This is a genomic window from Eikenella exigua (assembly GCF_008805035.1).
Classification (GTDB): domain Bacteria; phylum Pseudomonadota; class Gammaproteobacteria; order Burkholderiales; family Neisseriaceae; genus Eikenella; species Eikenella exigua.
Genome location: NZ_CP038018.1, coordinates 1780880 through 1807775, shown reverse-complemented (window position 1 = coordinate 1807775; position 26896 = coordinate 1780880). Strand labels below are relative to the sequence as shown.

Genomic DNA, 26896 nt, shown 5'->3' with positions numbered 1-26896 from the left:
AAAAGAGATAACTATGTCCTTCCTTAAACTCACCGAACAAAACGTGCGCGGCAAAACCGTGCTGATCCGTGCCGACCTGAACGTGCCGATTAAAGACGGTAAAATTGGCGACGATACCCGCATCCGCGCTTCGCTCGCCTCCGTGCGCTACTGTCTGGAAAACGGCGCTGCCGTTATCCTGATGAGCCACCTCGGCCGTCCCACCGAGGGCGAATTCAAGCCCGAAGACGACCTCGCGCCCGTGGCCGCGCATCTGGGCAGCCTGCTCGGCCTCACCGTGCCCGTGAGCAGCGATTGGCAGCAAAACCCGCCGCGCCCGCAGCCAGGCGAAGTGGTGATGCTGCAAAACGTGCGCGTGAACAAAGGCGAGAAGAAAAACAATGCTGAGCTCGGCCAGGCCTACGCCGCGTTGTGTGATATTTATGTGAACGATGCCTTCGGCACCGCGCACCGCGCCGAAGCCTCGCTGGTGGCCGTGGCCGAAGCCGCACCCGCTGCCTGTGCCGGCATTTTGCTAGCTGCCGAATTGGACGCGCTGGGTAAGGCACTGAAAAACCCCGCCCGCCCGCTGGTGGCGATTGTGGCCGGCAGCAAAGTGTCCACCAAACTCACCATCCTCAACAGCCTGGCCGATAAAGTGGACCAACTGATCGTGGGCGGCGGCATCGCCAACACCTTCCTGCTCGCCGCCGGGCAGCCCATCGGCAACTCGTTGGCCGAATCCGACTTGGCAGCCGAAGCCCGCGCCGTGGCCGAAAAAATGGCAGCCAAAGACGGCGCCGTGCCGCTGCCGCAAGACGTGGTGTGCGCCAAAGCCTTTGCCGCCGATGCCGATGCCGAAACCAAAGCCGTGGCCGACGTGGCTGCAGACGACATGATTCTCGACATCGGCCCGCAGTCTGCTGCTTCGCTTGCCGCGCTGCTGCGCGAAGCCGGCACGATTGTGTGGAACGGCCCGGTGGGCGTGTTCGAGTTCGACCGTTTCGCCGAAGGTACGCGCGTGATGGCTGAAGCCATTGCCGAGAGCCGCGCCTTCTCCATCGCTGGCGGCGGCGACACCTTGGCCGCCATTGCCAAATTCGGTATCGCCGACAAAATCAGCTATATCTCCACCGGCGGCGGCGCGTTCTTGGAGTTCCTGGAAGGCAAACAACTGCCCGGCGTGGCCGTGCTGGAAAAACGCGCGGCGGGTTGATGGTAGGCTTAGATGTTTGAAAAGAGGCTACCTGAAAATTTCAGGTAGCCTTTCCTGTATCTAACACTGATAGGCTGGGATATGCGCTTCCACATCGGAAGACACGGTAGCATAGCTACTCCGCTGCTTGATTTTCAGGTAGCACCACCCGCCTTTACCCCGGCCACTATTGGCCGGGTAGGCACGGCTTGCAGTTGCCAGTGTTGCACGGCCCAATCCAGCAGCTCTTGCGGTTTATCCACTGCGGGCGCGGGCGGCAGTTTCAGGTAGCCCATTACTTGCCGCAGCAGGGCTTCTTTGTGTTGCAAATCCAGCGCGGGGGCGAGGGTTTGTTTCGACCATTTCTGCCCTTCGGCATTGGTGAGCAGAGGCAGGTGGGCGTAGTGCGGAGTGGGGAGGCCGAGGCAGCGTTGCAACCAGATTTGGCGCGGGGTGGACACGAGCAAGTCCTGTCCGCGCACGATATGGGTGATGCCCTGTTCAGCGTCGTCGGCCACCACGGCGAGCTGGTAGGCCCACAGGCCGTCGGCGCGCAGGAGGACGAAATCGCCGATGTCGCGGGCGAGGTTTTGCGCATAATGGCCGACGATGCCGTCGGTGAAGGCGATGGTTTCATCCGGCACGCGCAGCCGCCAGGCGGGCACTCTGCCGGCGGCTTCGGGCGGCAGGGCGGCCAGCTGCGCACAGGCGCCGTTGTAAACAAAGCCGTCCACGCCCTGCCGCGCTTGGGCATGCCATTGTTTGCGGCTGCAATAGCAGGGGTAGGCGAGACCGCTTTGTTGCAGGCTGTACAGGGCGGCGCGGTAGAGATGGTGGCGGCGGCTTTGGTAGGCCACGTCGCCGTCCCATTCGAAGCCAAATGCTTCGAGGGTGCGCAGGATATGGGTTGCGGCGCCGGGCATTTCGCGCGGCGGATCGAGGTCTTCCATGCGCACCAGCCAGCGCCCGCCCTGCGCACGGGCATCGGCGTAGGAAGCCAGGGCGGTGAGCAGCGAGCCGATGTGCAGCAGGCCGGTGGGGCTGGGGGCGAAGCGTCCGATATACATGGAAGGGCTTGGTTTAACAGTGTTGAAGCTTTCAGGTAGCCTCTGTGCGGGATGGAGGCTACCTGAAACTTTACAATCAACGGCTTATTCTACCCACTGCACAATCTCTTCCATCGGCAGACGAGTTTTGGCGCGCACTTCTTCAGCGCGGTAGCCGAACGCAGCCATGATGCTGACGCGGTATTCGGCGGGGTCGAACAGGCCTTTTGCGGCCAAGAAGGCATTAACTTCTTCCTGCCGGAAGCCCTCGATCGGGGTGGAGTCGATACCGATAAAGGCGGTGGCGGTCATCATATTGGCCAGGGCGATATAGCTTTGTTTGCTGGCCCAATCGTGGAAGGTGCGCGGGCTTTCGGTGATGCGGAAGTTGTGTTCGGCAAACTGTTTGAAGAAACCTTCGCGTATTTCCACGGCATGCGGCGGGATGTGGTGCACCCCGCTCCACATTTTGTGCCGGTAGTCCGGCTGCATCGCGGCCTGGGTGCGGGCGAGGAGTACGATAAAGTGGCTGCAATCCATGATTTTATCTGCCGCACCCCAAGCCAGCGGTTTGAGCTCGGCACGCAGCGCGGGGTTTTGGATCACGAGAAAACGCCACGGTTCCAGTCCGAAGGAGCTGGGCGAAAGGCGGCCGGTTTCCAAAATAAATTCGAAATCTTCACGGCTGATCTTTTTGGCCGGGTCGTATTTCTTGCAGGCATAACGGCGGTGGAAGGCTTTGAGGACGGTTTGTTTGATGCCGGGCATGGCACACTCCTGAATAAAGGTGCGGAAAAAGCGAAGGATAGCGGCGGCGCGGGGTAGAAGTCAAAATAGATGGCTTTAGCTTTATTGGATGTTTATGCTTTCAGCTAGCCTTCATCCCCGCATCAGGCTACCTGAAAACTATCTGCTTCCACTATAATTCGCTCTTTACGCCAATAATTTTCAGGTAGCCTCCGATGCTCGACAAATACAATCCCGCCGAAATCGAATCCAAACACTATCAAAACTGGGAAACCCAAGGTTATTTCCAGCCCGATATGGATTTGACCAAACCGTCTTTTTCCATCCAACTGCCGCCGCCCAACGTAACCGGCACGCTGCACATGGGTCATGCCTTCAACCAAACCATCATGGACGGTCTGACCCGCTACTACCGCATGAAAGGCTGCAACACCGCCTGGATTCCCGGCACCGACCACGCGGGCATCGCCACGCAAATCGTGGTCGAGCGTCAGCTTGCCGCGCAAAACGTGTCCCGCCATGACTTGGGGCGCGAAAAATTCTTGGAAAAAGTGTGGGAATGGAAAGAAGTTTCCGGCGGCACGATTACGCAGCAGATGCGCCGCGTGGGCTGCTCTGCCGACTGGACGCGCGAGTATTTCACGATGGACGACGTGCGCGCCGAAACCGTGACCGAAGTGTTCGTGCGCCTGTATGAACAGGGCTTGATTTACCGCGGCAAACGCTTGGTGAACTGGGATCCCGTGCTTGGCACGGCGGTGTCTGATTTGGAAGTGGAAAGCGTGGAAGAACAAGGCTCTATGTGGCACATCCGCTATCCGCTGGCGGACAATCCTGCCGAAGCCGTTATCGTGGCGACCACCCGTCCCGAAACGCTGCTGGGCGACGTTGCCGTTGCCGTCAATCCCGAAGACGAACGTTATACCCATTTGATTGGCAAGGAATTAATCCTGCCGCTGACCGGCCGCACTATCCCCGTGATTGCCGATGAATACGTTGAAAAAGACTTCGGTACAGGCTGCGTGAAAATCACGCCTGCGCACGACTTCAACGACTACGAAGTCGGTAAACGCCACGACACGCGCTTGGTTAATGTATTCGACTTGGAAGCCAAAGTGCTGGCAAACGCCGAAGTATTCAACTTCAAAGGCGAAGCGCAACCAGGCTTTGCCCTGCCTGAAAAATACGCAGGTTTGGACCGCTTTGCCGCGCGCAAACAAATGGTTGCCGATTTGCAAGAACAAGGCTTGTTGGTCGAAATCAAAGCGCACACGCTGATGACGCCGAAAGGCGACCGCACAGGTTCGGTGATTGAGCCGATGCTGACCAGCCAATGGTTTGTCGCCATGTCCGCCACCCCAAACGGCGGCGAGCCTGACAGCGAATTCAAAGGCTTAAGCCTTGCCGACAAAGCCAAAAAAGCCGTCGACAGCGGCGCGGTACGCTTTATCCCCGAAAACTGGGTCAATACCTACAACCAATGGATGAACAACATCCAAGACTGGTGCATCTCGCGCCAACTGTGGTGGGGACATCAAATCCCCGCGTGGTACGACGAAGCAGGCAATGTTTACGTTGCCCGCAATCAGGCGGAAGCCGAAAAACAAGCCGGCAAAACAGGCTTGACCCGCGAAGAAGACGTATTGGACACATGGTTCTCCTCCGCACTCGTGCCGTTCTCCACGCTAGGCTGGCCGTCTGAAACCGACGAACTCAAAGCCTTCCTGCCGTCCAACGTCTTGGTCACCGGCTACGAAATCATCTTCTTCTGGGTGGCGCGCATGATTATGATGACCACCCACTTCACCGGCAAAGTACCGTTTAAAGACGTGTACATCCACGGCATCGTGCGCGACCACGAAGGCAAAAAAATGTCCAAATCCGAAGGCAACGTCATCGACCCCGTCGATTTGATCGACGGCATCGACTTGGACAAGTTGCTGGTGAAACGTACGACTGGTCTGCGCAAACCCGAAACCGCGCCGAAAGTGGAAGAAGCCACGAAAAAACTCTTCCCCGAAGGTATCCCCAGCATGGGCGCGGACGCATTGCGCTTCACCATGGCGAGCTACGCCAGCTTGGGGCGCAGCGTGAACTTCGACTTCAAACGCGCCGAAGGCTACCGCAACTTCTGCAACAAAATCTGGAACGCCACCAACTTCGTCTTGATGAACACCGAAAACCAAGACTGCGGCTACGGCGCAACCGCCACCGAACCGCGCGGCTATTCCTTCCCCGATATGTGGATCATAGGTCGTCTGAATCAGACCATTGAGCAAGTAACGCAAGCCTACGAAACCTACCGCTTTGATTTGGCTGCGGAAACCCTGTACAGCTTCGTATGGAACGACTATTGCGACTGGTATCTGGAACTCGCCAAAGTGCAGCTTCAAACTGGCTGCGCCAGCCGTCAGCGCGCCACACGCCATACCTTATTGCGCGTACTCGAAGCCGCCCTGCGCCTGCTGCACCCGATTATCCCGTTCATCACCGAAGAATTGTGGCAAACCGTCGCTCCTATGTGCGACGCGAAAACAGCTGACAGCATCATGCTCGCCCGCTTCCCCGAAGCCGACCGCGAACAAATCGTTCAGACGACCTTCGAGCAAATGACCGTGTTGCAAGATTTGATCGGCGCCGTCCGCAACCTGCGCGGCGAAATGGGCATCCAGCCTAATGTCAAAGCCCCGCTGTTTGTCGAAAGCGCGGACGACTTGGCGGACTACCTCAAATACCTGCCGATGATGACCCGCCTGACCGAAGCACAACAAGTCGCCGCCCTGCCCGAAAGCGAAGACGCGCCCGTCGCCGTCTGCAACGGCGCGCGCCTGATGCTGAAAGTCGAAATCGACAAAGCCGCCGAAACCGCCCGTTTGAGCAAAGAGGCCGAGAAACTGCAAAAAGCCTTGGACAAACTCAACGCCAAACTCTCCAAACCCGGCTACACCGAAAAAGCCCCCGCGCATCTGGTGGAAAAAGACAAAGCCGATTTGGCGGAGTTGGAAGAGAAGATGGCCAAGCTACAAAACGCTTTGGTGAAGTTGAAAGAGTAAACTTCTCCTGTGATTGAAGAAGGCTACCTGAAAACCATTTTTCAGGTAGCCTTCTGTTATACAAGCCGCTCCGATAGGATTAAAATGCCGCTAGCAAAGATATCGGCCAGATTGCGCGGCACGGCATAATCAAATAGAATGCTTAATCTAGAGCTAAAACCTAAATTATGCCGTAAGCGCTTCGCCAACCAACAATTCTGGTTTTTCTCCCACTATATCAAGCTGCCTTTGGCAGCATTAAGGATACCCATGAGCAATTTCGTTCCACAAAACAGCTACTCCAAAGAAGAACTCTTGGCCTGCGGCCGCGGCGAACTTTTCGGCGCCGGCAACGCGCAGCTGCCGGTGCCCAATATGTTGATGATCGACCGCATTGTTGAAATCAACTCCACCGGCGGCAAATACGGCAAGGGCGAAATCATCGCCGAATTGGATATCCACCCCGATTTGTGGTTCTTCGGCTGCCACTTCATCGGTGATCCGGTGATGCCCGGCTGCTTGGGTTTGGACGCCATGTGGCAATTAGTGGGCTTCTTCCTGGGCTGGACGGGTGCGCCTGGCCGCGGCCGCGCCTTGGGCTGCGCCGAAGTGAAATTCACCGGCCAAGTATTGCCCAAGCACAAGAAAATCACTTACCACATCCACATGAAACGCGTGATGAACAGCAAGCTGGTGTTGGGCATTGCCGATGCGGAAATGAGCGTGGACGGCCATAAGATTTACGAAGGAAACGGCCTGCGCGTAGGTTTGTTTACCAGCACAGACGATTTCTAGCCAACGGGCTACCTGAAAACGCCGGCTTTAATTCAACAGAAGCTTCTGCGTTACTTTTCAGGTAGCCTACTTTCCTAACGGAGTTCATTATTATGAAACGAGTAGTCGTAACCGGTATCGGCATCGTGTCCAGCTTGGGCAACAACTGCCGCGAAGTGCTCGAATCGCTGCGCCAGCTCAAATCCGGCATCGCTTTTGACGAAAGCTACCGCGAAATGGGCTTGCGCTCGCACGTGGCCGGCAACATCAATATCGATACCAAAGAGCACATCGACCGCAAAATCCTGCGCTTTATGGGCAACGCTGCCGCCTATGCCTATATCGCCATGAAAGAAGCCATCGCCAACGCCGGGCTCACTGAAGAACAGGTATCAAACGTACGCACCGGCATCGTGGCCGGCAGCGGCGGCGCCTCTTCCGCCTCACAAGTGGAAGCAGCCGATACCTTGCGCGAAAGCGGCGTGAAGCGCATCGGCCCCTACGGCGTAACCAAAACCATGGCCTCCACTGTGGCCGCCTGCTTGGCTACCCCGTTTAAAATCAAAGGTGTGAACTATTCCATCAGCTCCGCCTGCTCCACTTCCGCCCACTGCATCGGCCATGCCGCCGAGCTGATTCAGCTTGGCAAGCAAGACATCGTGTTTGCCGGCGGCGGAGAAGAAGTATCTTGGCAGATGAGCTCCCTGTTTGATGCCATGGGCGCGTTATCAAGCAAATACAACGACACGCCCGAACAGGCCAGCCGCGCTTACGATGCCGACCGCGACGGCTTCGTGATTTCCGGCGGCGGCAGCATTTTGGTGATGGAAGAATACGAACACGCCAAAGCGCGCGGCGCCAATATTTTGTGCGAACTCACTGGCTACGGCGCCACTTCCGACGGCCACGATATGGTGCAGCCTTCCGGCGAAGGCGCGGTGCGTTGCATGCAAATGGCACTGGCCCAGCACGGCGGCAGCGTGGACTACATCAATGCCCACGGCACGTCCACCCCAGTAGGCGACACCAAAGAGCTCGGCGCCATCCGCGAAACCTTTGAAGGCAAAAAAGTGCCGCTCATCAGCTCCACCAAATCTCTCTCTGGCCACGCCCTCGGTGCCGCCGGCTCGAATGAGGCAATTTACTCTATTCTGATGATGCTCAACGATTTCGTATGCGCCAGCGCCAATGTTCTAAATTTGGACGAAAAAGCCGCCAATTTGCCGATTGTACGCGAAAACATCAGCAAAAAGCTTGACGCCGTAATGTCGAATAGCTTCGGCTTCGGCGGCACCAATGCCACCCTGATTTTCAGCTGCATGTAGAGGCCTACTTAAAAACAGCCGAACCCTAAACTGGTTCGGCTGTTTTTATTATGGGTTTTTCTGGCATAAAAAACGGCAACTTCAGCATACAATATCTGTTCATCTGATTCTGTTCACCTAATAATGAGGCAAAACATACAACATAGTTTGTAAAGTTTCTGCCAATTTTTTCAGATAGCCTTGATAATTACCCAGCCCACTATTATCTTAAGTAACGATAGCTCTTTAAAATACACCATGATGATGTATTTATTTTAATTTTGTAGGCAATACGCGCCTTATTGAACAGATAACTTGACTGGTTGTATCCAATATTTTGACTTTAATCAAGAAAATCAATTATCCGCACACTATAACTATTGGATTGAGTTATATAATAAACTAAAACAATACTCTGATTGTTAATAGAGAATTAATTATAAAAACCACACGAAAAAGTTTCCAACTATTTCATTACTTCATTTAAACCAAGGGAGATCACAATGATCAAACATTCCAAATATTCTTCGCTAAATATTGCACTGATACAGGCACGCGAAGCATTGATGACACATTTTCGCCCACTACTCAACGAAATCGGCCTCACCGACCAGCAATGGCGTATCCTGCGCCTCTTGGCTGAAAACGGTACGATGGATTTCCAAGACTTAGCCCGCAGTGCCTGCATCCTGCGCCCCAGCCTCACCGGCATTCTCACCCGCCTGGAAAAAATGAAACTGGTGGTGCGTCTGCGCCCGGCCAATGACCACCGCCGTGTTTACCTCAAACTCACCGAAGAAGGCGAGCGTACCTTCAACAACTTTGTCGGTAAAATCGATGCCTGCTACGACGACATCGAAACCCAGCTTTCCAAAGAAAACCTGGAACAGTTGCACGAATTGCTAAACCAAATAGCTGCTATCCATGTAGCCACTATGGCACGGATGTAAGGCCTTGCCGCATTACGTAAAGGCTACCTGAAACCTTTATCCGGTTTTTCAGGTAGCCTTTTTCTATGACTAAATTCACTTCCTACTACGTTGGCTTACTTCTTAGCTATATGTACAGCAGTTTCGCTTATAATCCTGCAGTCAAAACAAATATGCCAAAGGCTACCTGAAAGAACCCAACCATGCTCAAACAACGAATCCTCACCGCCTTGGTTTTACTACCAATGATGCTCGGTATGCTATTTACCGCCAACAGCGGGCTGTGGGCACTGTTTTCCGGCTTGATTGCTCTGCTCGCTCTGTGGGAATACAGCCGGCTGTGCAGTATGCCGGAACAAGTGCAGCAGCCCTATTTGGCCGGCACCGCGCTGTTTATGGCACTGGCCTGGGGCGGCGGTTGGCGGCTGCCGGCAGCGGCATGGGCAATCGTGCTCGCCTTCTGGCTGCTCGGCATGCCTGCTTGGCTGAGTTTCAAATGGCGGTTACAGGCCGATTGGAAAGGCATGGCCGCTGGCTGGCTGCTGATGCTGCCTTTCTGGTTTGCCCTGCTGGAGCTGCGCCCCAACAGCCAATCCGCACTCCATCTCTTGGCTGTGATGATGCTGGTGTGGATTGCCGACGTGTTTGCCTATGTATTCGGCCGGCTGTGGGGCAAACACAAACTGGCTCCCACCATCAGCCCCGGCAAAAGCTGGGAAGGCGTGTTTGGCGGGCTGTTATGCGTGCTGGTGTATGCCTCATTGGCACACGCTGCCGGCTGGTTCGGCTTCAATATTTCCTGGCTCGGCATCATGCTCACTGCCACTGTACTTACCTTCGTGGGCATCGGTGGCGACCTTCTGGAGAGCTGGTTTAAACGTGCTGCCGGCGTGAAAGACAGCAGCAACCTGCTTCCCGGCCACGGCGGCGTGTTCGACCGTGTGGATTCGCTGATAGCCGTGTTGAGCGTATATGCCGCTATCAGCACGTTGTTCGGCTGAATAGAAAAGGCTACCTGGAAAGTGTTGGCTTTGCGGAAACTTAGCTACGTTCACACTTTGCCCTCAGGTAGCCTTCCTGAGAAACTGCCTGTTTCTATGCTAAAATCCGCCCCCCTCAATATTTCAACCCCACAAAGCGGTTTTCCCTTTTAAATGAATATATTCTACGAAGAAAGCGGCCAATTCAAAGTTGCCGCCGTGGTGCAGAAAAACGATAGCACCTATCAGGCCACCACCCAGCATGGCAAACGCACCAAAATCAAAGCCAATAATGTTTTCGTGGAATTCACCGAGCCGATGGACGCTTTCCTCGAACGCGCCCAGGCCGAAGCCGCACAAATTGATACCGACTTGTTGTGGGAATTTTGCGGCGAAGACGAATTCACCACCCAAAACATCGCCGCCGACTACTTCGGTCATCCTCCAAGCCAGCACGAACTGGCCGCCACCTTGATTGCGCTCTATGCCGCACCGATGTATTTCTATAAAAAAGGCAAAGGCGTATTTAAAGCGGCACCGGAAGACACCCTGAAGCAGGCACTGGCCGCCATCGAGCGCAAAAAACAGCAAGACGCACAAATAGCCGCTTGGGCGGAAGAATTGACACAAGGCCGTCTGCCAGCCGAAATTGCTGCCGATTTACGCAGCATCCTGCACAACCCAGACAAACAATCACTCACCTACAAAGCCTTCACCAAAGCCGCTGCCGAACTGAAAATTTCCGCCTATCAGCTGGCTCGGCAAACCGGCGGTGTCAACTCATTGCCGCAATACCTGCTTGATGGCTTCTGCTGCAAACACTTCCCGCAAGGTACTGCAGCACCGGAAATCGCCGTGCCTGCTATCCCTGAATTACCAGATGCCGCCGATTTGCCCGCATTCTCCATTGATGATGCCGAAACCAGCGAAATCGACGATGCGCTTTCCGTGCAAGACCTGCCGGACGGCGGCAAACGTGTCGGCATCCACATCGCCGTGCCCACGCTGGCCATTGCCGAAAACAGCCCTATTGAAACCCTTATTAAACAAAGGCAAAGCACCGCCTACTACCCTGGCGGCAAAATCACCATGCTGCCGGACAACTGGATTCAAACCTTCAGCCTAGACGAAGGCAAACGGCCGGTATTAAGCCTGTATGTGGAAGTGGACGAGAATTTTCAGGTAGCCTCAGCGCCGCAAACCCGCCTCGAAAACCTAACCATCAAGCACAACCTGCGCATCCAAGACATCGAGCCGCATTTCAACGCCGACACCGGCCTCTCCGAGAACGAGCCCGTACAATTCCCCTGCCAGCCGCAGCTGCGCTGGCTGTACCATTTCGCCGTCGAACGCCAAAAACAGCGCGACCGCTACGAAGAAAACCGCGCCCCGCAATACGACTACGGCATCGAATTCAATCCCGACGGCAGCGTGCGCATCAGCCGCCGCGAACGCGGCTCGCCCATCGACACGTTGGTGTCGGAAATGATGATTCTGGCCAACAGCACCTGGGCGCAAATGCTGGATGAAAACGACCTGCCCGGTTTATTCCGCGTGCAAACCAGCGGCAAAGTACGCATGAGCACTCAATCTGAGCCACACATCGGCATGGGCGTGGCGCATTATGGCTGGTTCACCTCGCCGTTGCGTCGTGCCGCCGACTGCATCAACCAACTCCAACTGCTCAGCCTGATTGATCCCAACCTATCGCCGCGTTTCCAAAAAAACGATAGCAACCTGTTTGCCGCCCTGCGCGACTTCGACGCAACCTATACTGCTTATGCTGACTTCCAACGCCAAACGGAAGCTTACTGGAGCTTAATATATCTGGAACAAGAACAATGCTGCGAGCTGACCGCCGTATTGCTGAAAGAAGATCTGGTGCGTATTGATGGTTTGCCACTGGTCAACCGTGTGCACGGTATACCAATTGATATTCAGCCTAAAACCCACATGAAACTGGCCATTACTCAGTTGGATGCCGAGCAGCAGCTATTGTCTTTGAAATATTTAAATGTATTGCCGGCTGAACCAGCTGCCTAAATGATAGGGTACTGGCTCAGTACAACAACGGCTTATTTCTACTATTCTCTGCGGACAAAGCAGGCAAATAATCGATTTATCCACAAACAGGCAATTAACCCGGCCATTATCCCACAACAATCTACAATTGAACGACAACCAAACAACAAGGGTTACTTAGCCTATCTAAATGGTTTTAATGAATTTTCTAGATAATCCACTATTTCTATACTGCTCCAATATAAACAACAAAAATAAATTAGAAAATTAGATATAAAAACTACTTAGTTCAACCTACCCCGGTATTAAATTTCAAACTTCGTAATTTTAAAATATCATGCAAAACCCTCTTCACAATAAAAGCGATATTGCCGTTATCGGTTTGGCCGTTATGGGACAAAACCTGATTCTGAATATGAACGATCACGGTTTCCAAGTGAGTGCCTACAACCGCACGGCGGCTAAAACTGAGCAATTTCTTAATGGCCCAGCCAAAGGTACAAAAATTATCGGTGCCTACAGCTTGGAAGAACTAATCGGCCAATTGAAGCAGCCCCGCAAGGTGATGCTGATGGTGCAGGCCGGGTGGGCAGTAGACGAGTTGATTGCGCAGCTGGTGCCGCTCTTGGATAAGGGCGACATCATCATCGATGGTGGCAATGCCCATTATCCCGATACCGAACGGCGTACTGCTGAGCTGGCTGAGCAAGGTATTTTATTTATAGGCACCGGTATTTCCGGCGGTGAAGAAGGCGCGCGCCATGGGCCGTCTATTATGCCTGGCGGCAACCCGGAAGCTTGGTCGGCAGTAAAGCCGATTTTGCAGGCAGTAGCCGCCAAAACGGCCAGTGGTGAGGTATGTTGTCACTGGGTGGGCAAAAACGGTGCCGGTCATTTTGTGAAAATGGTACACAACGGCATCGAATACGGCGATATGCAGCTTATCTGCGAAGCCTACCAATTTATGAAAGACGGCCTGGATATGAGCCATGCCGAAATGCAGGCTGTTTTTGCCGAATGGAACAAGACCGAACTTAATAGTTATCTGGTTCAAATTACTGCCGATATTTTGGGCACAAACGACGTAGACGGCACACCGCTGGTAGAAAAAATCCTCGATCGTGCCGGTCAGAAAGGCACTGGGAAATGGACCGGTATCAATGCATTGGATTTGGGCACGCCGCTCATGCTGATTACCGAAGCAGTGTTTGCTCGCTGTATTTCCGCCCTAAAAACCCAACGGGTGCAGGCTGCAACGGTTTTCGGGCATAAAATCGAGCCGGTGGCCGGAAATCGGGAAGAATGGCTGGCTGCTTTGCGCCAAGCATTGCTGGCTTCCAAAATTATTTCTTATGCTCAAGGCTTTATGCTGATGCGTCAGGCCAGCGAGCATTACGGCTGGGATTTGGATTACGGGAATACCGCTTTGTTGTGGCGCGAAGGCTGCATCATCCGCAGTGCGTTTTTAGGCAATATCCGCGATGCCTACGCCGCCAATCCGGATTTGGTATTTCTTGGCAGCGATGCCTATTTCAAAGACCTGTTGCAGCAGGCTCTGCCGGGCTGGCGCAAAGTGGCTGCCGCCGCGATGCAGCACGGTTTGCCGATGCCCTGCACCGTATCCGCCCTCTCTTTCCTCGACAGCTACACCTGCGGCCGCTTGCCGGCCAATCTATTGCAGGCACAGCGTGACTATTTCGGTGCCCACACCTATGAGCGTATCGATCAGCCAGAAGGTGAGTTTTTCCACACCAATTGGACAGGAACTGGCGGCGATACTGCTTCTACCGCCTACAATGTTTGAGGCTACCTGAAAGCTGATGTAGCTTAGTGACACTTTGAAATTAGAGGCTACCTGAAAACCAACAAAAGGTTTTCAGGTAGCCTTTAATCTGCTTGCCCGTTTATGCCGCAGCAGGTAGTACGTGGAAAGCGGCGGGCAGATTTTGGTTATGTGGGAAAGTGACCCATTCGTAGCTTTCCGGGTCGGCGAGAATGGCGCGTAATAAGGCGTTATTGATGGCGTGGCCGGATTTGTGGCCTTCGAATGCGCCGATTATCGGCGCACCGATTACATATAAATCGCCCACGGCATCGAGGATTTTGTGGCGTACGAATTCGTCGGGGTAGCGCAGGCCTTCCGGGTTGAGCACGTCGTTGTCATCAATCACCACGGCATTGCTCAAGTTGCCGCCTAAGCCCAAGCCGTGGGCACGCATCATTTCTACTTCCTGCATAAAGCCGAAGGTGCGGGCACGGGCGATTTCTTCCACATAGGACGCACCGGCAAAATCGATTTCGAAAGTAGGATTACTGCGGTTGAACACAGGGTGGTCGAAATTGATGGTAAGGCTGACTTTAAAGCCGTCATACGGAGTAAAGCGCACCCATTTGCCCGGTTCTTGCACTTCCACCGGCTTCAAAATACGCAAAAAGCGTTTTTCGGCTTTTTGATCCACGATGCCCGCATCTTGCAGCAGATACAAAAAAGGCAGGCTGGAGCCGTCCATAATCGGGATTTCCGGCGCATTCAATTCAATCAACACATTATCAATACCGTAGGCGGCCAGTGCCGACATTAAATGCTCAATCGTGCCCACCCGCACGCCGTCTTCGGTAACGATGGTGGAGGAGAGGCGGGTGTCGTTGATCAGTTCGGGCACGAGCTTGATCGGGCGGCTCTGTTCGCCGGCCAAATCGGTGCGGCGGAATACGATACCGCTGTTTTCGGCAGCCGGATGCAGGGTGAGCAAAACCCGCTCGCCGGAATGCAGGCCGACGCCGGTGGCTTGAACGGATTGGGCTAGGGTGCGCTGTTTCATAAAAACTCCGAAAAATCTGCATAAAGCAGCTGCCATCATACGGGAAATATGTTTACCTGTCTTTCCGATTAAATTTGGCTATGGTTTGTTTTCAGGTAGCCACAAGGGAAAAGGTTACCTGAAACTTAATGCAGCCTACTTGCCAAGCTTCATCTTGTATAGTGGATTAAAATCGCAATGCTACGGCGTTGGCTCGCTTTGCCGTACTACCCGTACTGTCTACGGCTCGCCGCCTGGTATCATTTTTATTTTAATCCACTATAATTCCATCCGTTCCAACCACAGGTTTTCCCTCCGATGAAGATTTTACTGGTGCGCCTCTCCAGCATGGGCGATCTTATCCACACCCTGCCGGCAGTGCAGGATTTGGCGCGGCATTGCCCGCAGGTGGAGCTGCATTGGCTGGCCGAGGCTGGGTTTACCGATATTGCGCGGCTGCATCCGTTTGTGGCCAAGGTGATTCCGATGCGTTGGCGGCAGTGGCGCAAGCGGCTGTTTGCGGCAGATACGCGGCAGCAGATGCGCGCGCTGAAGCAGGAGTTGGCCGGTGGCGGCTATGATTTCGTGCTCGACAGCCAAGGCCTGATAAAAAGCGCATGGTTTGCCCGCCAAGCGGGTGTGCCGGTGAAGGGTTTGGACAAACACAGCGCGCGCGAGGGCTGGGCGGCGGCGTTTTATGCGCAAGGTTTTCAGGTAACCAAAGGACGCGATGCGGTGTGGCGCAACCGCGAGCTGTTTGCCCAAGTGTTCGGTTATCGGTTTGATGGCGCAGCGGATTTCGGCGTGCGTGTGCCGGAAGGCGCGGCGGTGCAGGAGCTACCTGAAAACTACCGTGTGGCTTTGCACGCCACCAGCCGTGAGAGCAAATTGTGGCCGGACAAATATTGGGTGGAATTGTTGAACCGGCTGCATGCGGCAGACGGTGCGGTGGTGTGGCTGCCGTGGGGCAGCGAGGTAGAACGGCAGCGGGCATTGGCCTTGGCCAATCAGATAGAGGCGGTGCAGGTACCGGAAGAAAAACTCAACCTACTGCAGGCGGCCTATGTGTTGCGTGGCGCGCGCAGCGTTATCGGTGTGGATACCGGCCTGCTGCATTTGGCCAATGCGCTGGATAAGCCGCTGATCGGTATTTATACTGACAGCGATTCGGCAAAAACCGGCGTGCAGCCCTCGGCTTGGGCGGAGAATATGGGCGGTATCGGCTGCCCGCCGCAGCCGGAGGAAGTGTTGGAACGGTTGCTTCTGCTGGAGCAGGCCTATCAAACCGGGCGGGGGGTTTTCAGGTAGCCCCAAGCGTTTGCGGCCGGGTTTTGGCCATACTTGCATTATTTCCGCCAAATCGGCACAATCAGCCCGTTTTGCCGGATAAGTGAATCACTAACTAGATAGAAGGAAAAGGAAATTTCATGAAAGCACTGGTTGCTGTAAAGCGGGTGGTGGATTACAACGTGAAGGTGCGGGTAAAGGCCGACGGTTCGGATGTGGACATCGGCAATGTGAAAATGTCGATGAACCCGTTTGACGAAATTGCCGTGGAAGAGGCCGTACGCCTGAAAGAGGCTGGAAAAATCAGCGAAATCGTGGTGGTATCGTTGGGCGTGAAGCAGTGCGAAGAAACACTGCGTACCGCGCTGGCCATGGGTGGCGACCGTGCCATCCATGTGCAGACCGATGATTATTTGGAGCCTTTGGCCGTAGCCAAGCTGTTGCGCAAAATCGCCGAGCGCGAGCAGCCGCAGCTGATTTTGCTGGGCAAACAGGCGATTGACGATGACGCCAACCAAACCGCGCAAATGCTGGCTGCCTTGCTCAACGCGCCGCAGGGCACGTTTGCCAGCAAGGTGGAATTGGGTGAAAACGAAGTAACCGTGGTGCGTGAAGTGGATGGCGGTTTGGAAACCGTGGCTCTGAAGTTGCCGGCAGTAGTCAGCGCTGATTTGCGTTTGAACGAGCCGCGCTATGTGAAACTGCCCAATATCATGCAGGCCAAGAAAAAACCGCTGGAAAAGCTTGCGGTGGAAGAATTGGGCGTGGACATTGCGCCTAAATTGCAGCAGCAGAAAGTGGCCGAGCCCAAACCGCGCAGCGGCGGTGTGAAGGTGCAAAGCGTGGCCGAACTGGTGGCCAAATTGAAAAACGAAGCCAAAGTAATTTGAGGATAATGCCATGACTGTATTGATTATTGCCGAACACGACAACCAACATTTGGCCGCTGCCACGCGGCATGCCGTTACTGCCGGCAGCAAGCTGGGTGAAGTGCATGTATTGGTGGCCGGTAGCGGCGCGGCAGCGGTGGCCGAGCAGGCTAAACAAGTGGCCGGAGTGGCCAAAGTATTACTGGCTGATGCCGAACATTATGCAGGTGGCTTGGCTGAAGAGCTTGCACCTTTAGTAGTGAAATTGGCAGCGGGCTACCGCTACATTACCGCTGCTGCCAGCACCTTTGGCAAAAACTTGCTGCCGCGCATGGCCGCCCTCTTGGATTGCCCACAGGTTTCCGATTTAACCGAAATCGTAGACGGCAAAACTTTTGTGCGCCCGATTTATGCTGGTAACGCCTTCGCCACCGTTTCCAGCGATGCAGAAACTTTGGTGCTTACCTTCCGAACCACTGCCTTTGCCGAAGCTGCCGCCAGCGGCGGTCAGGCCGAAGTGGTGCAGGTAGAGGCCGCTCCGGCTCAGGGTTTGAGCCGTTTCATTAGTCGCGAACTGGTGAAATCCGACCGCCCGGAGCTTACGCAGGCCAGAGTGGTGGTTTCCGGTGGGCGCGCCTTGGGTAGTGTGGAACAGTTTAATGAGTTGTTGCTGCCTCTGGCTGATAAACTTGGTGCTGCCATCGGCGCTTCACGAGCAGCGGTAGACGCGGATTATGCGCCCAATGATTACCAAGTAGGCCAAACCGGCAAAGTGGTGGCACCAGAGCTGTATATTGCTATCGGTATTTCTGGTGCCATCCAGCACACCGCCGGTATGCAGGACAGCAAGGTGATTGTGGCCATCAACAAAGATCCGGAAGCGGCTATTTTCAATATTGCCGACTACGGCTTGGTGGCCGACCTGTTTGAAGCCGTGCCGGAGCTGACTGCGGCATTGAGTAATTAAGCGTTTCATGCGTTCGTGTTTCACGTGAAACACAGCAGGCTACCTGAAAACAATCTGCTTTCAGGTAGCCTGTTTCTTATATAATCAGCTTATTTCCTGATACCACCATTGCTATGTCAACTTCTGATATTCACTGCACCTACCGCACCTTGGCTGAACCCGGCCAGGCCGAGTTTAAAGACAAAGGCAGCCGCTTTATCGCCTTTGCCTATCCCGTGCGCACGGCGGCAGAAGTGAAAAACCATGTGGACGCATTACGGCAGGAACACCACAAGGCGCGGCATTGGTGCTATGCCTATCGTTTAGGCACAGACGGCCTGCGGTTTCGCGCCAACGACGATGGCGAGCCTTCCGGCAGCGCCGGCCGGCCGATTTTGGGCCAGATTGATTCGGCCGGGCTGACCGATGTTTTGGTAGTGGTGGTGCGTTATTTCGGCGGCACGCTGCTGGGCGTGCCCGGCCTGATTCATGCCTACAAAACCGCCACCCAAATAGCCTTGCAGCAAACCGCGCAGGTGGAAAAAAATATTGAAAAACGGGTAACCCTGCGCTGCGATTACCCGCATTTGAGCGAGGTTTTGCGGCTGGCCAAACAGCACGGCGTGGAAGTGTTGCAGCAGGATTTGCAACTGGATTGCCGCCTGCATTGCGCCGTGCCGCTAGCTAATTATGCCGCCTGCCTGGATGCCTGGCAGAAAACGCGCGTAGTGGAAATTTTAGAAGACACGCAAGGCGACGAAGAGGCTACCTGAAAACCCGTTTCTGAGTTTCAGGTAGCCTTTATTACAAATTACACCTTACTTTAAAAGGATAATACTATGAAATTACTCGTTATCGGTGGTGGTGGGCGTGAGCACGCGCTGGCGTGGAAACTAGCGCAGTCGCCCAAAGTGCAAACCGTATTTGTTGCACCCGGTAATGCCGGTACGGCGCAGGAACCTAAGCTGCAAAACCTGCCTTTGAAAACACATCAGGAACTGATTGATTTCTGCCGCCGTGAGCAGATTGTCTTCACTGTGGTCGGCCCCGAAGCGCCGCTGGCAGCCGGCATAGTGGACGATTTCCGCGCCGCCGGTCTGCCCGTGTTCGGCCCTACCCGCGCTGCCGCACAGTTGGAAAGTTCCAAAGATTTCGCCAAGGCCTTTATGGCGCGGCACGGCATCCCCACCGCGCAATATCAAACCTTTGCCGATGCCGATGCCGCGCATGATTATGTGGCTGCCAAAGGCGCACCGATTGTGATTAAGGCAGATGGCTTGGCTGCTGGTAAAGGCGTAGTGGTGGCACAAACCGAAGAACAGGCACATCAAGCCATCGACCAAATGTTGCTCGATAATAAAATGGGTGATGCTGGCGCGCGCGTGGTGATTGAAGATTTTTTACAGGGTGAAGAAGCCAGCTTTATCGTGATGGTAGATGGCGAAAATGTGCTGCCGATGGCCACCAGCCAAGACCATAAACGCCTGCTCAACGGCGATCTCGGCCCGAATACTGGCGGCATGGGTGCATATAGCCCTGCACCCATCGTTACGCCCGAGGTGTATCAGCGTGCCATGGAAGAAATCATCCTGCCTACCGTGCGCGGTATGTGCGAGGAAGGACGTGAATTTACAGGATTTCTCTATGCTGGCCTGATGATTGGTGCCAATGGTGCACCTTATACCGTGGAGTTCAATTGCCGCTTCGGCGATCCGGAAACCCAGCCGATTATGAGCCGTTTGAACAGTGATTTAGTGGATTTGGTGCAGGCTGCTTTGGCACGTAAACTGAATATGGTGCAGGCTAAATGGAAAGCGCAAAGTGCTGTGGGCGTGGTGCTGGCTTCCGCAGGCTATCCCGAACGCTCCAGCAAAGGTGGCATCATTGAAGGCATCGAAGCGGCTAACCGCATTAGCAAAGTTTTCCATGCCGGTACAGCCACAGAGGCTGGCCACACCGTTACCAACGGCGGTCGTGTCTTGTGTGTGGTAGGCTTGGGCGATAATATGGCGGCCGCCAAGCAGCAGGCCTACCAAGCCGTGTCCGAGATCAATTTTCCCGGCATGCAGTATCGCCATGATATTGCCGATAAGGCTTTGCGCTGAGATATAATCGCCCCAAGGCATGATACAGCTGTTGTTGTTTCGCCTTGCTGTACTACTTGTACTGTCTACGGCTCGTCGCCTTGTTTCATGCCTATTTGAAACGACTAAATATTGAAACAAAAACGTGGTTCCAACTGGAATCACGTTTTTGTTAGATAGGTGAATTAAGCTGTGCGCGGCGAGTTTCAGGTGGCCTGCCAATATCTGAAGGCTACCTGAAGGCATAGTTTATACCCTGCCCGTACAAGATTGGCTGCAGGCATGGAGAAGATAGAGTAGTTTTGTTATAATAGCCGCTGGTTTTCTTAGCAATTTCATTGTATTCGCAAGAAAAAACAAGCAGCCGGCGGGCACCGCCGTTTTTGTGTAATTTACATATAAAGGGACATCATGTCTGATAAACTGATTCTGGTATTAAACTGTGGCAGCTCCTCTGTTAAAGGTGCCGTATTAGACAGCACCAACGGCGAAGTTCTGCTGAGCTGCCTGGCCGAAAAACTCCACCTGTCCGACGCACGCATTATTTTTAAAGCAAACGGTGAAAAACGTACCGTAAGCCTCGCTGGGAAGCCCGATCACACCGGCGCTGTTGAGGCCTTGATGAGTGAATTGGAAGCACGTAAGCTTGACAAACGCATTGGCGCAGTCGGTCACCGCGTGGTACACGGTGGTGAACGCTTCAAAGAATCTTGCCTGATTAACGATGAAGTAATTAAAGGCATTGAAGAGTGCATCATGCTTGCTCCGCTACACAATCCTGCCAACCTGCTCGGTATCCGTGCTGCCATGAGTATTTTCAGTCACGTGCCGCATGCTGTTGTGTTTGATACTGCCTTCCACCAATCTATGCCCGAGTACGCCTACACTTATGCTGTGCCGCGCGAGCTTTATCGCCAATACGGCTTGCGCCGCTACGGAGCCCACGGTACCAGCTATCGCTTCGTGGCCATCGAAGCTGCCCGCTTGCTCGGCCGTAGCGAAGAAGGCCTGCGCCTCGTGATTGCCCACCTTGGTAACGGTGCTTCTATTGCTGCTTCCAATAGCGGTAAATGCTGCGATACCAGCATGGGACTCACCCCGCTTGAAGGCCTAGTGATGGGCACCCGCAGCGGTGATATCGATGCCAACGTGTTCCCCTTTCTACACAACAACGTCGGCCTGAATATTGAGCAGATCACCGACTTGCTGCATAAACAAAGCGGCCTGCTTGGCATTTCTGAGCTTTCCAACGACTGTCGCGAAATAGAAGAAGCTGCCAGCAAAGGCCACGAAGGCGCCAAGCTCGCGTTGGAAGTATTTTCCTACCGTTTGGCTAAATACGTTGCCTCCATGAGTGTAGCTGCAGGCGGCCTGGACGCACTCGTTTTCACTGGTGGTATCGGCGAAAATTCCAGCACCATCCGCAGTAAAACCATCGGCTACCTGGGCTTCCTTGGACTCACCGTAGATGAGAAAGCCAATCTTGCCGCCCGGTTCGGCGAAGGTGGTATCATTAGTCAAGCCGGCAGCACCTCGCTAGTCATGGTTATCCCCACCAATGAAGAGTTGATGATTGCCCAAGATACCGCCCATCTAGCCAGCATCGAATAAACCAAATCACTGTTGAAGCAAGGCAAAGGCTACCTGAAACTGAAGACAAACGGTTTCAGGTAGCCTTTACCTTGCCATATGTGTGCTACAGTCTTCTCTTGCTCGCATATGCTGCACAGCGGCGCGAGTGGTGAACGAGGCGGGCAGCTCAATTTGACTGATAGTTTTTGGATGAGGGGAGCAAGCGATGAAAAACTGTTTTCCGTATTGGTATTGGAGCTGACCTTACTACTGGCCGGTTGTGGTGACAAGCCGGGGGCAGAGTTTGTGGGAAAGTAGCAGAGCCCAATAAGTAACTATCAATATGAAATTAAAAAAAATGAAGATGCCTTTAGATACTCATACACTAGAGGGCAAATTGCTGAATGACACACTGATAGTAAATGAAATACTGAATTTGCTATTGACCAAACTACTAGAGAAATGATTCTTCGTGATACAGGCGAAAGATTTAAGAGAATTGAATAGCGTTATATAAAATTAAGTTATTTAGCGTAAGATTGGGTTATGAATTATCCAACACCCAAATGATTCAAATTCCCTTTTCAGGTAGCCTCACGTTACTAGGTAGGCTACCTGAAATGTTTTTCTGTAGCCTTTAGGCCAGTTTGGCGGCTACGTCGCGCAGGGCGGTGCGCAGGCCTTCTTCGATTACGGGATGGTAGAAGGGCATGTCGAGCATTTGCGGTACGGTCATGTGCTGCTGGTGCGCCCAAGCGAGGAGGTGGGCGATGTGTTCCAGCGCGGGGCCGATGCCTTCTGCGCCGAGGAAGCGGCCGGTTTCGCGGTCGGCATACACACGCAGGCTGCCTTGGTTTACCAGCATCACGCGGCTGCGGCCTTGGTTGCGGAAGGATACTTGGCCAGCCACGAGCTTGCTGCCGTATTCTTTTTCTAGCTGGGCAAAGCGCGCGCCCACGCTGATGATCTGCGGGTTGGAGAATACCACGCCGATCATGCTGCGGCGCAGGCCGTCCCGCACATCGGGGTAGCGGCCGGCGTTTTCACCGGCGATTTTGCCTTGGTCGGCGGCTTCGTGCAGCAGGGGTAGCTGGTTGGAAGCGTCGCCAGCAATGAAGATATGCGGGATGCTGGTTTGCATGGTGCGCGGGTTGGCCACGGGCACGCCGCGTGCGTCTTTCTCGATATTGAGGTTTTCCAGCCCGATGTTGTCCACATTGGGGCGGCGGCCGATGGCGGCAAGCAGGTAGTCGGCGGTGAATACGCCGCTTTCGCCGTATTGCGTCCATGCTACTTCCACTTGGCCTTTATCGTTGAGCCTGGTTTCGGTTTGGGCGTTGAGATGAAGCGGAATTTCTTGGCCGAAGATGGCTCTGGTGTCTTCCAGCACCACGGGGTCGGAAATACCGCCGATGAGACCGCCCAGGCCGAACATTTCCACGCGCACGCCGAGGCGGCTTAGGGCTTGGCCAAGCTCGAGGCCGATCACGCCGGTACCGAATACGGCCAGGCTCTCGGGCAGGGTGTCCCATGAGAATACGTCGTCATTGATGACGAGGCGGTCGCCCAGTGCCTGCCATTGCGGCAGCACGATAGGACGGGAGCCGGTGGCGATTACGATGCGCTTGGCACGGATTTGGGTGTGGTCGTCGATTTGCACGGTGTGGTCGTCGATGAATTTGGCCTGCCCCATGATGCGGCGCTCGGCCGGCCAGGTTTCTACGTCTTCCAGCACGAAACCGACGAAGCGGTCGCGCTCGGATTTGACGCGGTTCATCACTTCTTTGCCGTTTACGCTGATGCTAGATTTATCCAGATGCACGCCGAAGGGATCGGTGTGCAGGGCGTGGTGGCGGGCTTCTGCGGCGGCAATCAAGAGCTTGGAGGGCATGCAGCCGACGCGTGCGCAGGTGGTGCCGAAAACGTGGCTTTCGATGAGATAAACGTTTTCGGTGTGGAGGCGGGCGTTACGGAAGGCGCCCATGCCGGCGGTGCCGCCGCCGATAACGACGACGTCTGCGGTAAGGTGTTTCATGTCTACTTTCCTTATGTGGGAAGACCTTTCAGGTAGCCTGTATGGCTGGCAAAAGGCTACCTGAAAAATATCGGCTGCTGCGGTGTAACAGGCTACCTGAAAGGTCTTGGGAAAAGAGCCGCCCTATTCGGGCGGCTCGCAAAGCTATCTACTGTATTGGCAACTGGATAGCTGGAAAATTAGGCGTGTTTGGCCAGGTATGCGTTCAGGTCTTCGCTGCCGCCGATGTATTTGCCGCCGATGAACACTTGCGGGGCGGTTACTTTACCGGTGATGGCGCGTACAGAAACGATGCTGGCGTCTTTACCCAACACGATTTCTTCGTAGGCCAGGCCTTTTTCCTGCAAAGCGGCTTTGGCTTTGGCGCAGAAGGGGCAGCCGGGTTTGGTGAAGATGGCGATGGATTCTTGCGGTTTCCAGTCCGGGGCCACGAATTTCAGCATGGTGTCGGCATCGGAAACTTCAAAGGGGTCGCCTTCTTTGATCGGCTCGATGAAGGCTTCTACGATTTTGCCGTCGTCCACCAGCATAGAGTAGCGCCAAGAGCGCGGACCGAAGCCGATGGCTTCTTCGTTCACTTCCATGCCCATACCGCGGGTGAATTCGCAGTTACCGTCCGGGATCATGGTGATGTTGTGGGCTTCTTCGTCGGCAGCCCAGGCGTTCATTACGAAGGTGTCGTTTACGGATACGCACAGGATGTCGTCGATGCCGTTTTCTTTAAATGCAGAAGCCAGCTCGTTGTAGCGCGGCAGGTGGCTGGAAGAGCAGGTGGGGGTGAACGCGCCGGGCAGGGCGAATACCACTACTTTTTTGCCTTTGAACAATTCGTCGGTGGTAACGTCTTTCCAAGAATCAGCCACGCGGGTGTGAAAGGTTACGTTCGGAACTTGCTGACCAACCAATTGGTCGCGGGATTTGATGTTGATAGACATATAGGGCTCCTTATATCAGGGTGTCAAAAATAATGCGGATGAATTTGCGAGATACGGTGTATCGACAGGGCGGCATTCTAGCCGCCGCCAAGCGATTTGTATAATTTATAGTTCAAATAATACGAATTGCTTTGAGCTATAAATATCTCGCTTATGCCTAGCGGTGCATATATATGGGAAACAACATTTATTCTTATTAGGGCTGGCGGCAGAAATTCAATAGGCTTGGCGGAAATTTGTTGCCAAAGGCTACCTGAAACTATTTAATTCAATAAAAATCAATCTATTAAAATGAAAATAGCCTTTTCCCTTGAAAAAAAAACAGGCAAACCCATTTACTGAGCAAGTTAAAGCGCCAGCAAGGCGCTGTCTGAATTCTACTAATCTCAAGGAGCAATCCATTATGGCAAAAGTTATCGGTATCGATTTGGGTACCACCAATTCCTGCCTGGCCATTTCCGAAAACGGTCAGACCAAAGTGATCGAAAACACTGAAGGCGCACGCACTACCCCTTCTGTTATCGCCTATCTGGACGGCGGCGAAATCCTTGTGGGTGCGCCGGCCAAACGCCAAGCGATTACCAACGCGAAAAACACCATCTACGCGGTAAAGCGCCTGATCGGTCACAAATTTGAAGATAAAGAAGTGCAGAAAGACATTGACCTGATGCCTTTTAAAATAGTGAAAGCCAAAAATGGCGACGCTTGGGTAGAGGCGCAGGGCAAAGAGCTTTCTCCGCCGCAGATTTCCGCCGAAGTGCTGCGCAAAATGAAAGAAGCCGCCGAAGCCTATTTGGGCGAAAAAGTAACCGAAGCCGTGGTTACCGTGCCGGCCTATTTCAACGACAGCCAGCGACAGGCCACCAAAGACGCCGGCCGCATTGCTGGTTTGGATGTGAAACGCATCATCAATGAGCCCACTGCAGCCGCACTGGCTTTTGGTATGGACAAAGGCACCAAAGGCGATCGCAAAATCGCCGTGTACGACTTGGGCGGTGGCACATTTGATATTTCCATCATCGAAATTGCCGATTTGGACGGCGAAAAACAGTTTGAGGTGCTCTCCACCAATGGAGACACCTTCCTTGGTGGTGAAGACTTCGATCAACGCCTGATCGACTATATTATTTCCGAGTTCAAAAAAGACCAGGGCATCGACCTGAAAACCGATGTGATGGCCTTGCAGCGCCTGAAAGAAGCCGCCGAAAAAGCCAAAATCGAGCTCTCCAGCGGCCAGCAAACCGAAGTGAACCTGCCTTACATCACTATGGACGCCACCGGCCCCAAACACTTGGCCATGAAGATTACCCGCGCCAAGTTTGAAAGCCTGGTGGAAGACCTGATCGAGCGTTCTATCGTGCCCTGCCGCACCGCCATCAAAGATGCCGGCTTGAGCGTGAACGAAATCGACGACGTGATCTTGGTAGGCGGCCAGAGCCGTATGCCCAAAGTTCAGGAAACCGTGAAAGAATTCTTCGGCAAAGAACCGCGCAAAGACGTGAACCCCGACGAAGCCGTGGCCTTGGGTGCCGCCATTCAGGGCGAAGTGTTGGGCGGCGGCCGCAGCGACGTATTGCTGCTGGACGTAACCCCGCTCTCCCTCGGTATTGAAACCATGGGCGGCGTGATGACCAAACTCATCAACAAAAACACCACCATCCCCACCAAAGCTTCGCAAGTGTTCTCCACCGCCGAAGACAACCAGAGCGCTGTAACCATCCACGTGTTGCAGGGCGAACGTGAACGCGCTTCCGCCAACAAATCGCTCGGCCAATTCAATCTCACCGACATCGCCCCCGCCCCGCGCGGCATGCCGCAGATTGAAGTTGCCTTCGATATCGATGCCAACGGCATCCTGCACGTGTCTGCCAAAGATAAAGGTACCGGCAAAGCCGCCAATATCACCATCCAAGGCTCTTCCGGCTTGAGCGAGGAAGAAATCGAACGCATGGTGAAAGACGCCGAAGCCAATGCTGAAGAAGACAAAAAACTGCACGAACTGGTGCAGAGCCGCAACCAGGCCGAAGCCTTAACTCACTCAGTGAAGAAATCACTGGCCGACTACGGTGATAAACTCGACGCAGCCGAGAAAGAAAAAATCGAAGCCGCGCTGAAAGAAGCCGAAGAAGCCGTGAAAGGCGACGACAAAGCTGCCATCGATGCCAAAACCGAAGAGCTGGGCAAAGCCAGCCAGAAACTGGGCGAAATACTGTATGCCGATGCCCAGAAACAGGCGCAGGAAGCCCAAGCTGGTCAGTCTGCCGATAGCGAGCAGCCGAAAAAAGGCGATGATGTGGTAGATGCCGAGTTTGAAGAAGTGAAAGATGACAAATAAGCATTGTCCGCTTTAGCGAATGAT

At 54.1% G+C, this 26896-nt stretch carries 20 protein-coding genes; 15 read left to right on the top strand and 5 right to left on the bottom strand.

All coding sequences use genetic code 11. The features are described from left to right. Positions 1-13: 13 nt before the first annotated feature. Positions 14-1195 (top strand): phosphoglycerate kinase, encoded by a 1182-nt coding sequence (locus EZJ17_RS09180; RefSeq protein ID WP_067444370.1) that lies wholly within the window; start codon positions 14-16, stop codon positions 1193-1195. A 134-nt stretch (positions 1196-1329) separates the two neighbouring features. Here the strand turns inward: EZJ17_RS09180 and gluQRS are convergent, their stop codons facing one another. Further along, on the bottom strand, positions 1330-2241 hold the full coding sequence (gluQRS, locus tag EZJ17_RS09175) for a tRNA glutamyl-Q(34) synthetase GluQRS (RefSeq protein WP_067439948.1): 912 nt from the start codon (positions 2239-2241) through the stop codon (positions 1330-1332). 84 nt (positions 2242-2325) lie between these two features. Next, positions 2326-2988 carry an NAD(P)H-dependent oxidoreductase gene (locus EZJ17_RS09170; protein ID WP_067439951.1) on the bottom strand — a complete coding sequence of 221 codons (663 nt, stop codon included), beginning with the start codon at positions 2986-2988 and terminating at the stop codon, positions 2326-2328. A gap of 194 nt (positions 2989-3182) precedes the next feature. Between EZJ17_RS09170 and EZJ17_RS09165 the strand changes: the two genes are divergently transcribed. The 7 genes from EZJ17_RS09165 (at position 3183) to gnd (ending at position 13812) form a co-directional block, all read left to right on the top strand. Continuing rightward, entirely contained in the window at positions 3183-6020 is a 2838-nt protein-coding gene (locus tag EZJ17_RS09165) for a valine--tRNA ligase (RefSeq protein WP_067444373.1), read from the top strand. 249 nt (positions 6021-6269) lie between these two features. After that, on the top strand, positions 6270-6794 hold the full coding sequence (gene fabA, locus EZJ17_RS09160) for a 3-hydroxyacyl-[acyl-carrier-protein] dehydratase FabA (RefSeq protein ID WP_067439957.1): 525 nt from the start codon (positions 6270-6272) through the stop codon (positions 6792-6794). 92 nt (positions 6795-6886) lie between these two features. Beyond that, on the top strand, positions 6887-8098 hold the full coding sequence (gene fabB / locus EZJ17_RS09155) for a beta-ketoacyl-ACP synthase I (protein WP_067439960.1): 1212 nt from the start codon (positions 6887-6889) through the stop codon (positions 8096-8098). A gap of 482 nt (positions 8099-8580) precedes the next feature. Then, positions 8581-9027 (top strand): homoprotocatechuate degradation operon regulator HpaR, encoded by a 447-nt coding sequence (gene hpaR, locus EZJ17_RS09150; RefSeq protein WP_067439963.1) that lies wholly within the window; start codon positions 8581-8583, stop codon positions 9025-9027. 182 nt (positions 9028-9209) lie between these two features. After that, the gene (locus EZJ17_RS09145; protein WP_067439966.1) at positions 9210-10007 is read left to right on the top strand and encodes a phosphatidate cytidylyltransferase; all 798 of its coding nucleotides are present in this window, start codon (positions 9210-9212) and stop codon (positions 10005-10007) included. Between the two features lie 153 nt (positions 10008-10160). Continuing rightward, the gene (locus tag EZJ17_RS09140) at positions 10161-12029 is read left to right on the top strand and encodes a ribonuclease catalytic domain-containing protein (RefSeq protein ID WP_067439969.1); all 1869 of its coding nucleotides are present in this window, start codon (positions 10161-10163) and stop codon (positions 12027-12029) included. A gap of 316 nt (positions 12030-12345) precedes the next feature. Further along, positions 12346-13812, top strand: coding sequence for a decarboxylating NADP(+)-dependent phosphogluconate dehydrogenase (gene gnd / locus EZJ17_RS09135; protein ID WP_151086457.1), 1467 nt, complete (start codon positions 12346-12348; stop codon positions 13810-13812). 100 nt (positions 13813-13912) lie between these two features. On the opposite strand, the gene lpxC is transcribed toward gnd, so the two are convergent. Further along, entirely contained in the window at positions 13913-14830 is a 918-nt protein-coding gene (gene lpxC, locus EZJ17_RS09130; RefSeq protein ID WP_151086454.1) for a UDP-3-O-acyl-N-acetylglucosamine deacetylase, read from the bottom strand. 297 nt (positions 14831-15127) lie between these two features. On the opposite strand from lpxC, the gene waaC reads away from it, so the two are divergent. The 6 genes from waaC to EZJ17_RS09100 all read left to right on the top strand — a co-directional run bounded on the left by waaC (position 15128) and on the right by EZJ17_RS09100 (position 21606). Beyond that, entirely contained in the window at positions 15128-16117 is a 990-nt protein-coding gene (waaC, locus tag EZJ17_RS09125) for a lipopolysaccharide heptosyltransferase I (RefSeq protein WP_067439978.1), read from the top strand. Positions 16118-16236: 119 nt separating this feature from the next. Then, positions 16237-16986, top strand: a complete 750-nt coding sequence (locus EZJ17_RS09120) for an electron transfer flavoprotein subunit beta/FixA family protein (protein ID WP_067439981.1) — start codon at positions 16237-16239, stop codon at positions 16984-16986. 10 nt (positions 16987-16996) lie between these two features. Then, positions 16997-17932: an electron transfer flavoprotein subunit alpha/FixB family protein gene (locus EZJ17_RS09115; protein ID WP_067439984.1), complete on the top strand. Its 936-nt coding sequence runs from the start codon at positions 16997-16999 to the stop codon at positions 17930-17932. Positions 17933-18045: 113 nt separating this feature from the next. After that, positions 18046-18684 carry an IMPACT family protein gene (locus EZJ17_RS09110; RefSeq protein ID WP_151086451.1) on the top strand — a complete coding sequence of 213 codons (639 nt, stop codon included), beginning with the start codon at positions 18046-18048 and terminating at the stop codon, positions 18682-18684. A 66-nt stretch (positions 18685-18750) separates the two neighbouring features. Next, positions 18751-20016, top strand: a complete 1266-nt coding sequence (purD, locus tag EZJ17_RS09105) for a phosphoribosylamine--glycine ligase (protein ID WP_067444376.1) — start codon at positions 18751-18753, stop codon at positions 20014-20016. A 390-nt stretch (positions 20017-20406) separates the two neighbouring features. After that, positions 20407-21606 carry an acetate kinase gene (locus EZJ17_RS09100; protein WP_067439993.1) on the top strand — a complete coding sequence of 400 codons (1200 nt, stop codon included), beginning with the start codon at positions 20407-20409 and terminating at the stop codon, positions 21604-21606. A 598-nt stretch (positions 21607-22204) separates the two neighbouring features. On the opposite strand, the gene EZJ17_RS09095 is transcribed toward EZJ17_RS09100, so the two are convergent. Further along, positions 22205-23602 carry a dihydrolipoyl dehydrogenase gene (locus tag EZJ17_RS09095; RefSeq protein WP_067444379.1) on the bottom strand — a complete coding sequence of 466 codons (1398 nt, stop codon included), beginning with the start codon at positions 23600-23602 and terminating at the stop codon, positions 22205-22207. 179 nt (positions 23603-23781) lie between these two features. Then, positions 23782-24537, bottom strand: a complete 756-nt coding sequence (locus tag EZJ17_RS09090) for a glutathione peroxidase (protein WP_067444381.1) — start codon at positions 24535-24537, stop codon at positions 23782-23784. 403 nt (positions 24538-24940) lie between these two features. On the opposite strand from EZJ17_RS09090, the gene dnaK reads away from it, so the two are divergent. Next, positions 24941-26872, top strand: coding sequence for a molecular chaperone DnaK (dnaK, locus tag EZJ17_RS09085; RefSeq protein ID WP_067440002.1), 1932 nt, complete (start codon positions 24941-24943; stop codon positions 26870-26872). The last annotated feature ends 24 nt before the right edge of the window (positions 26873-26896 follow it).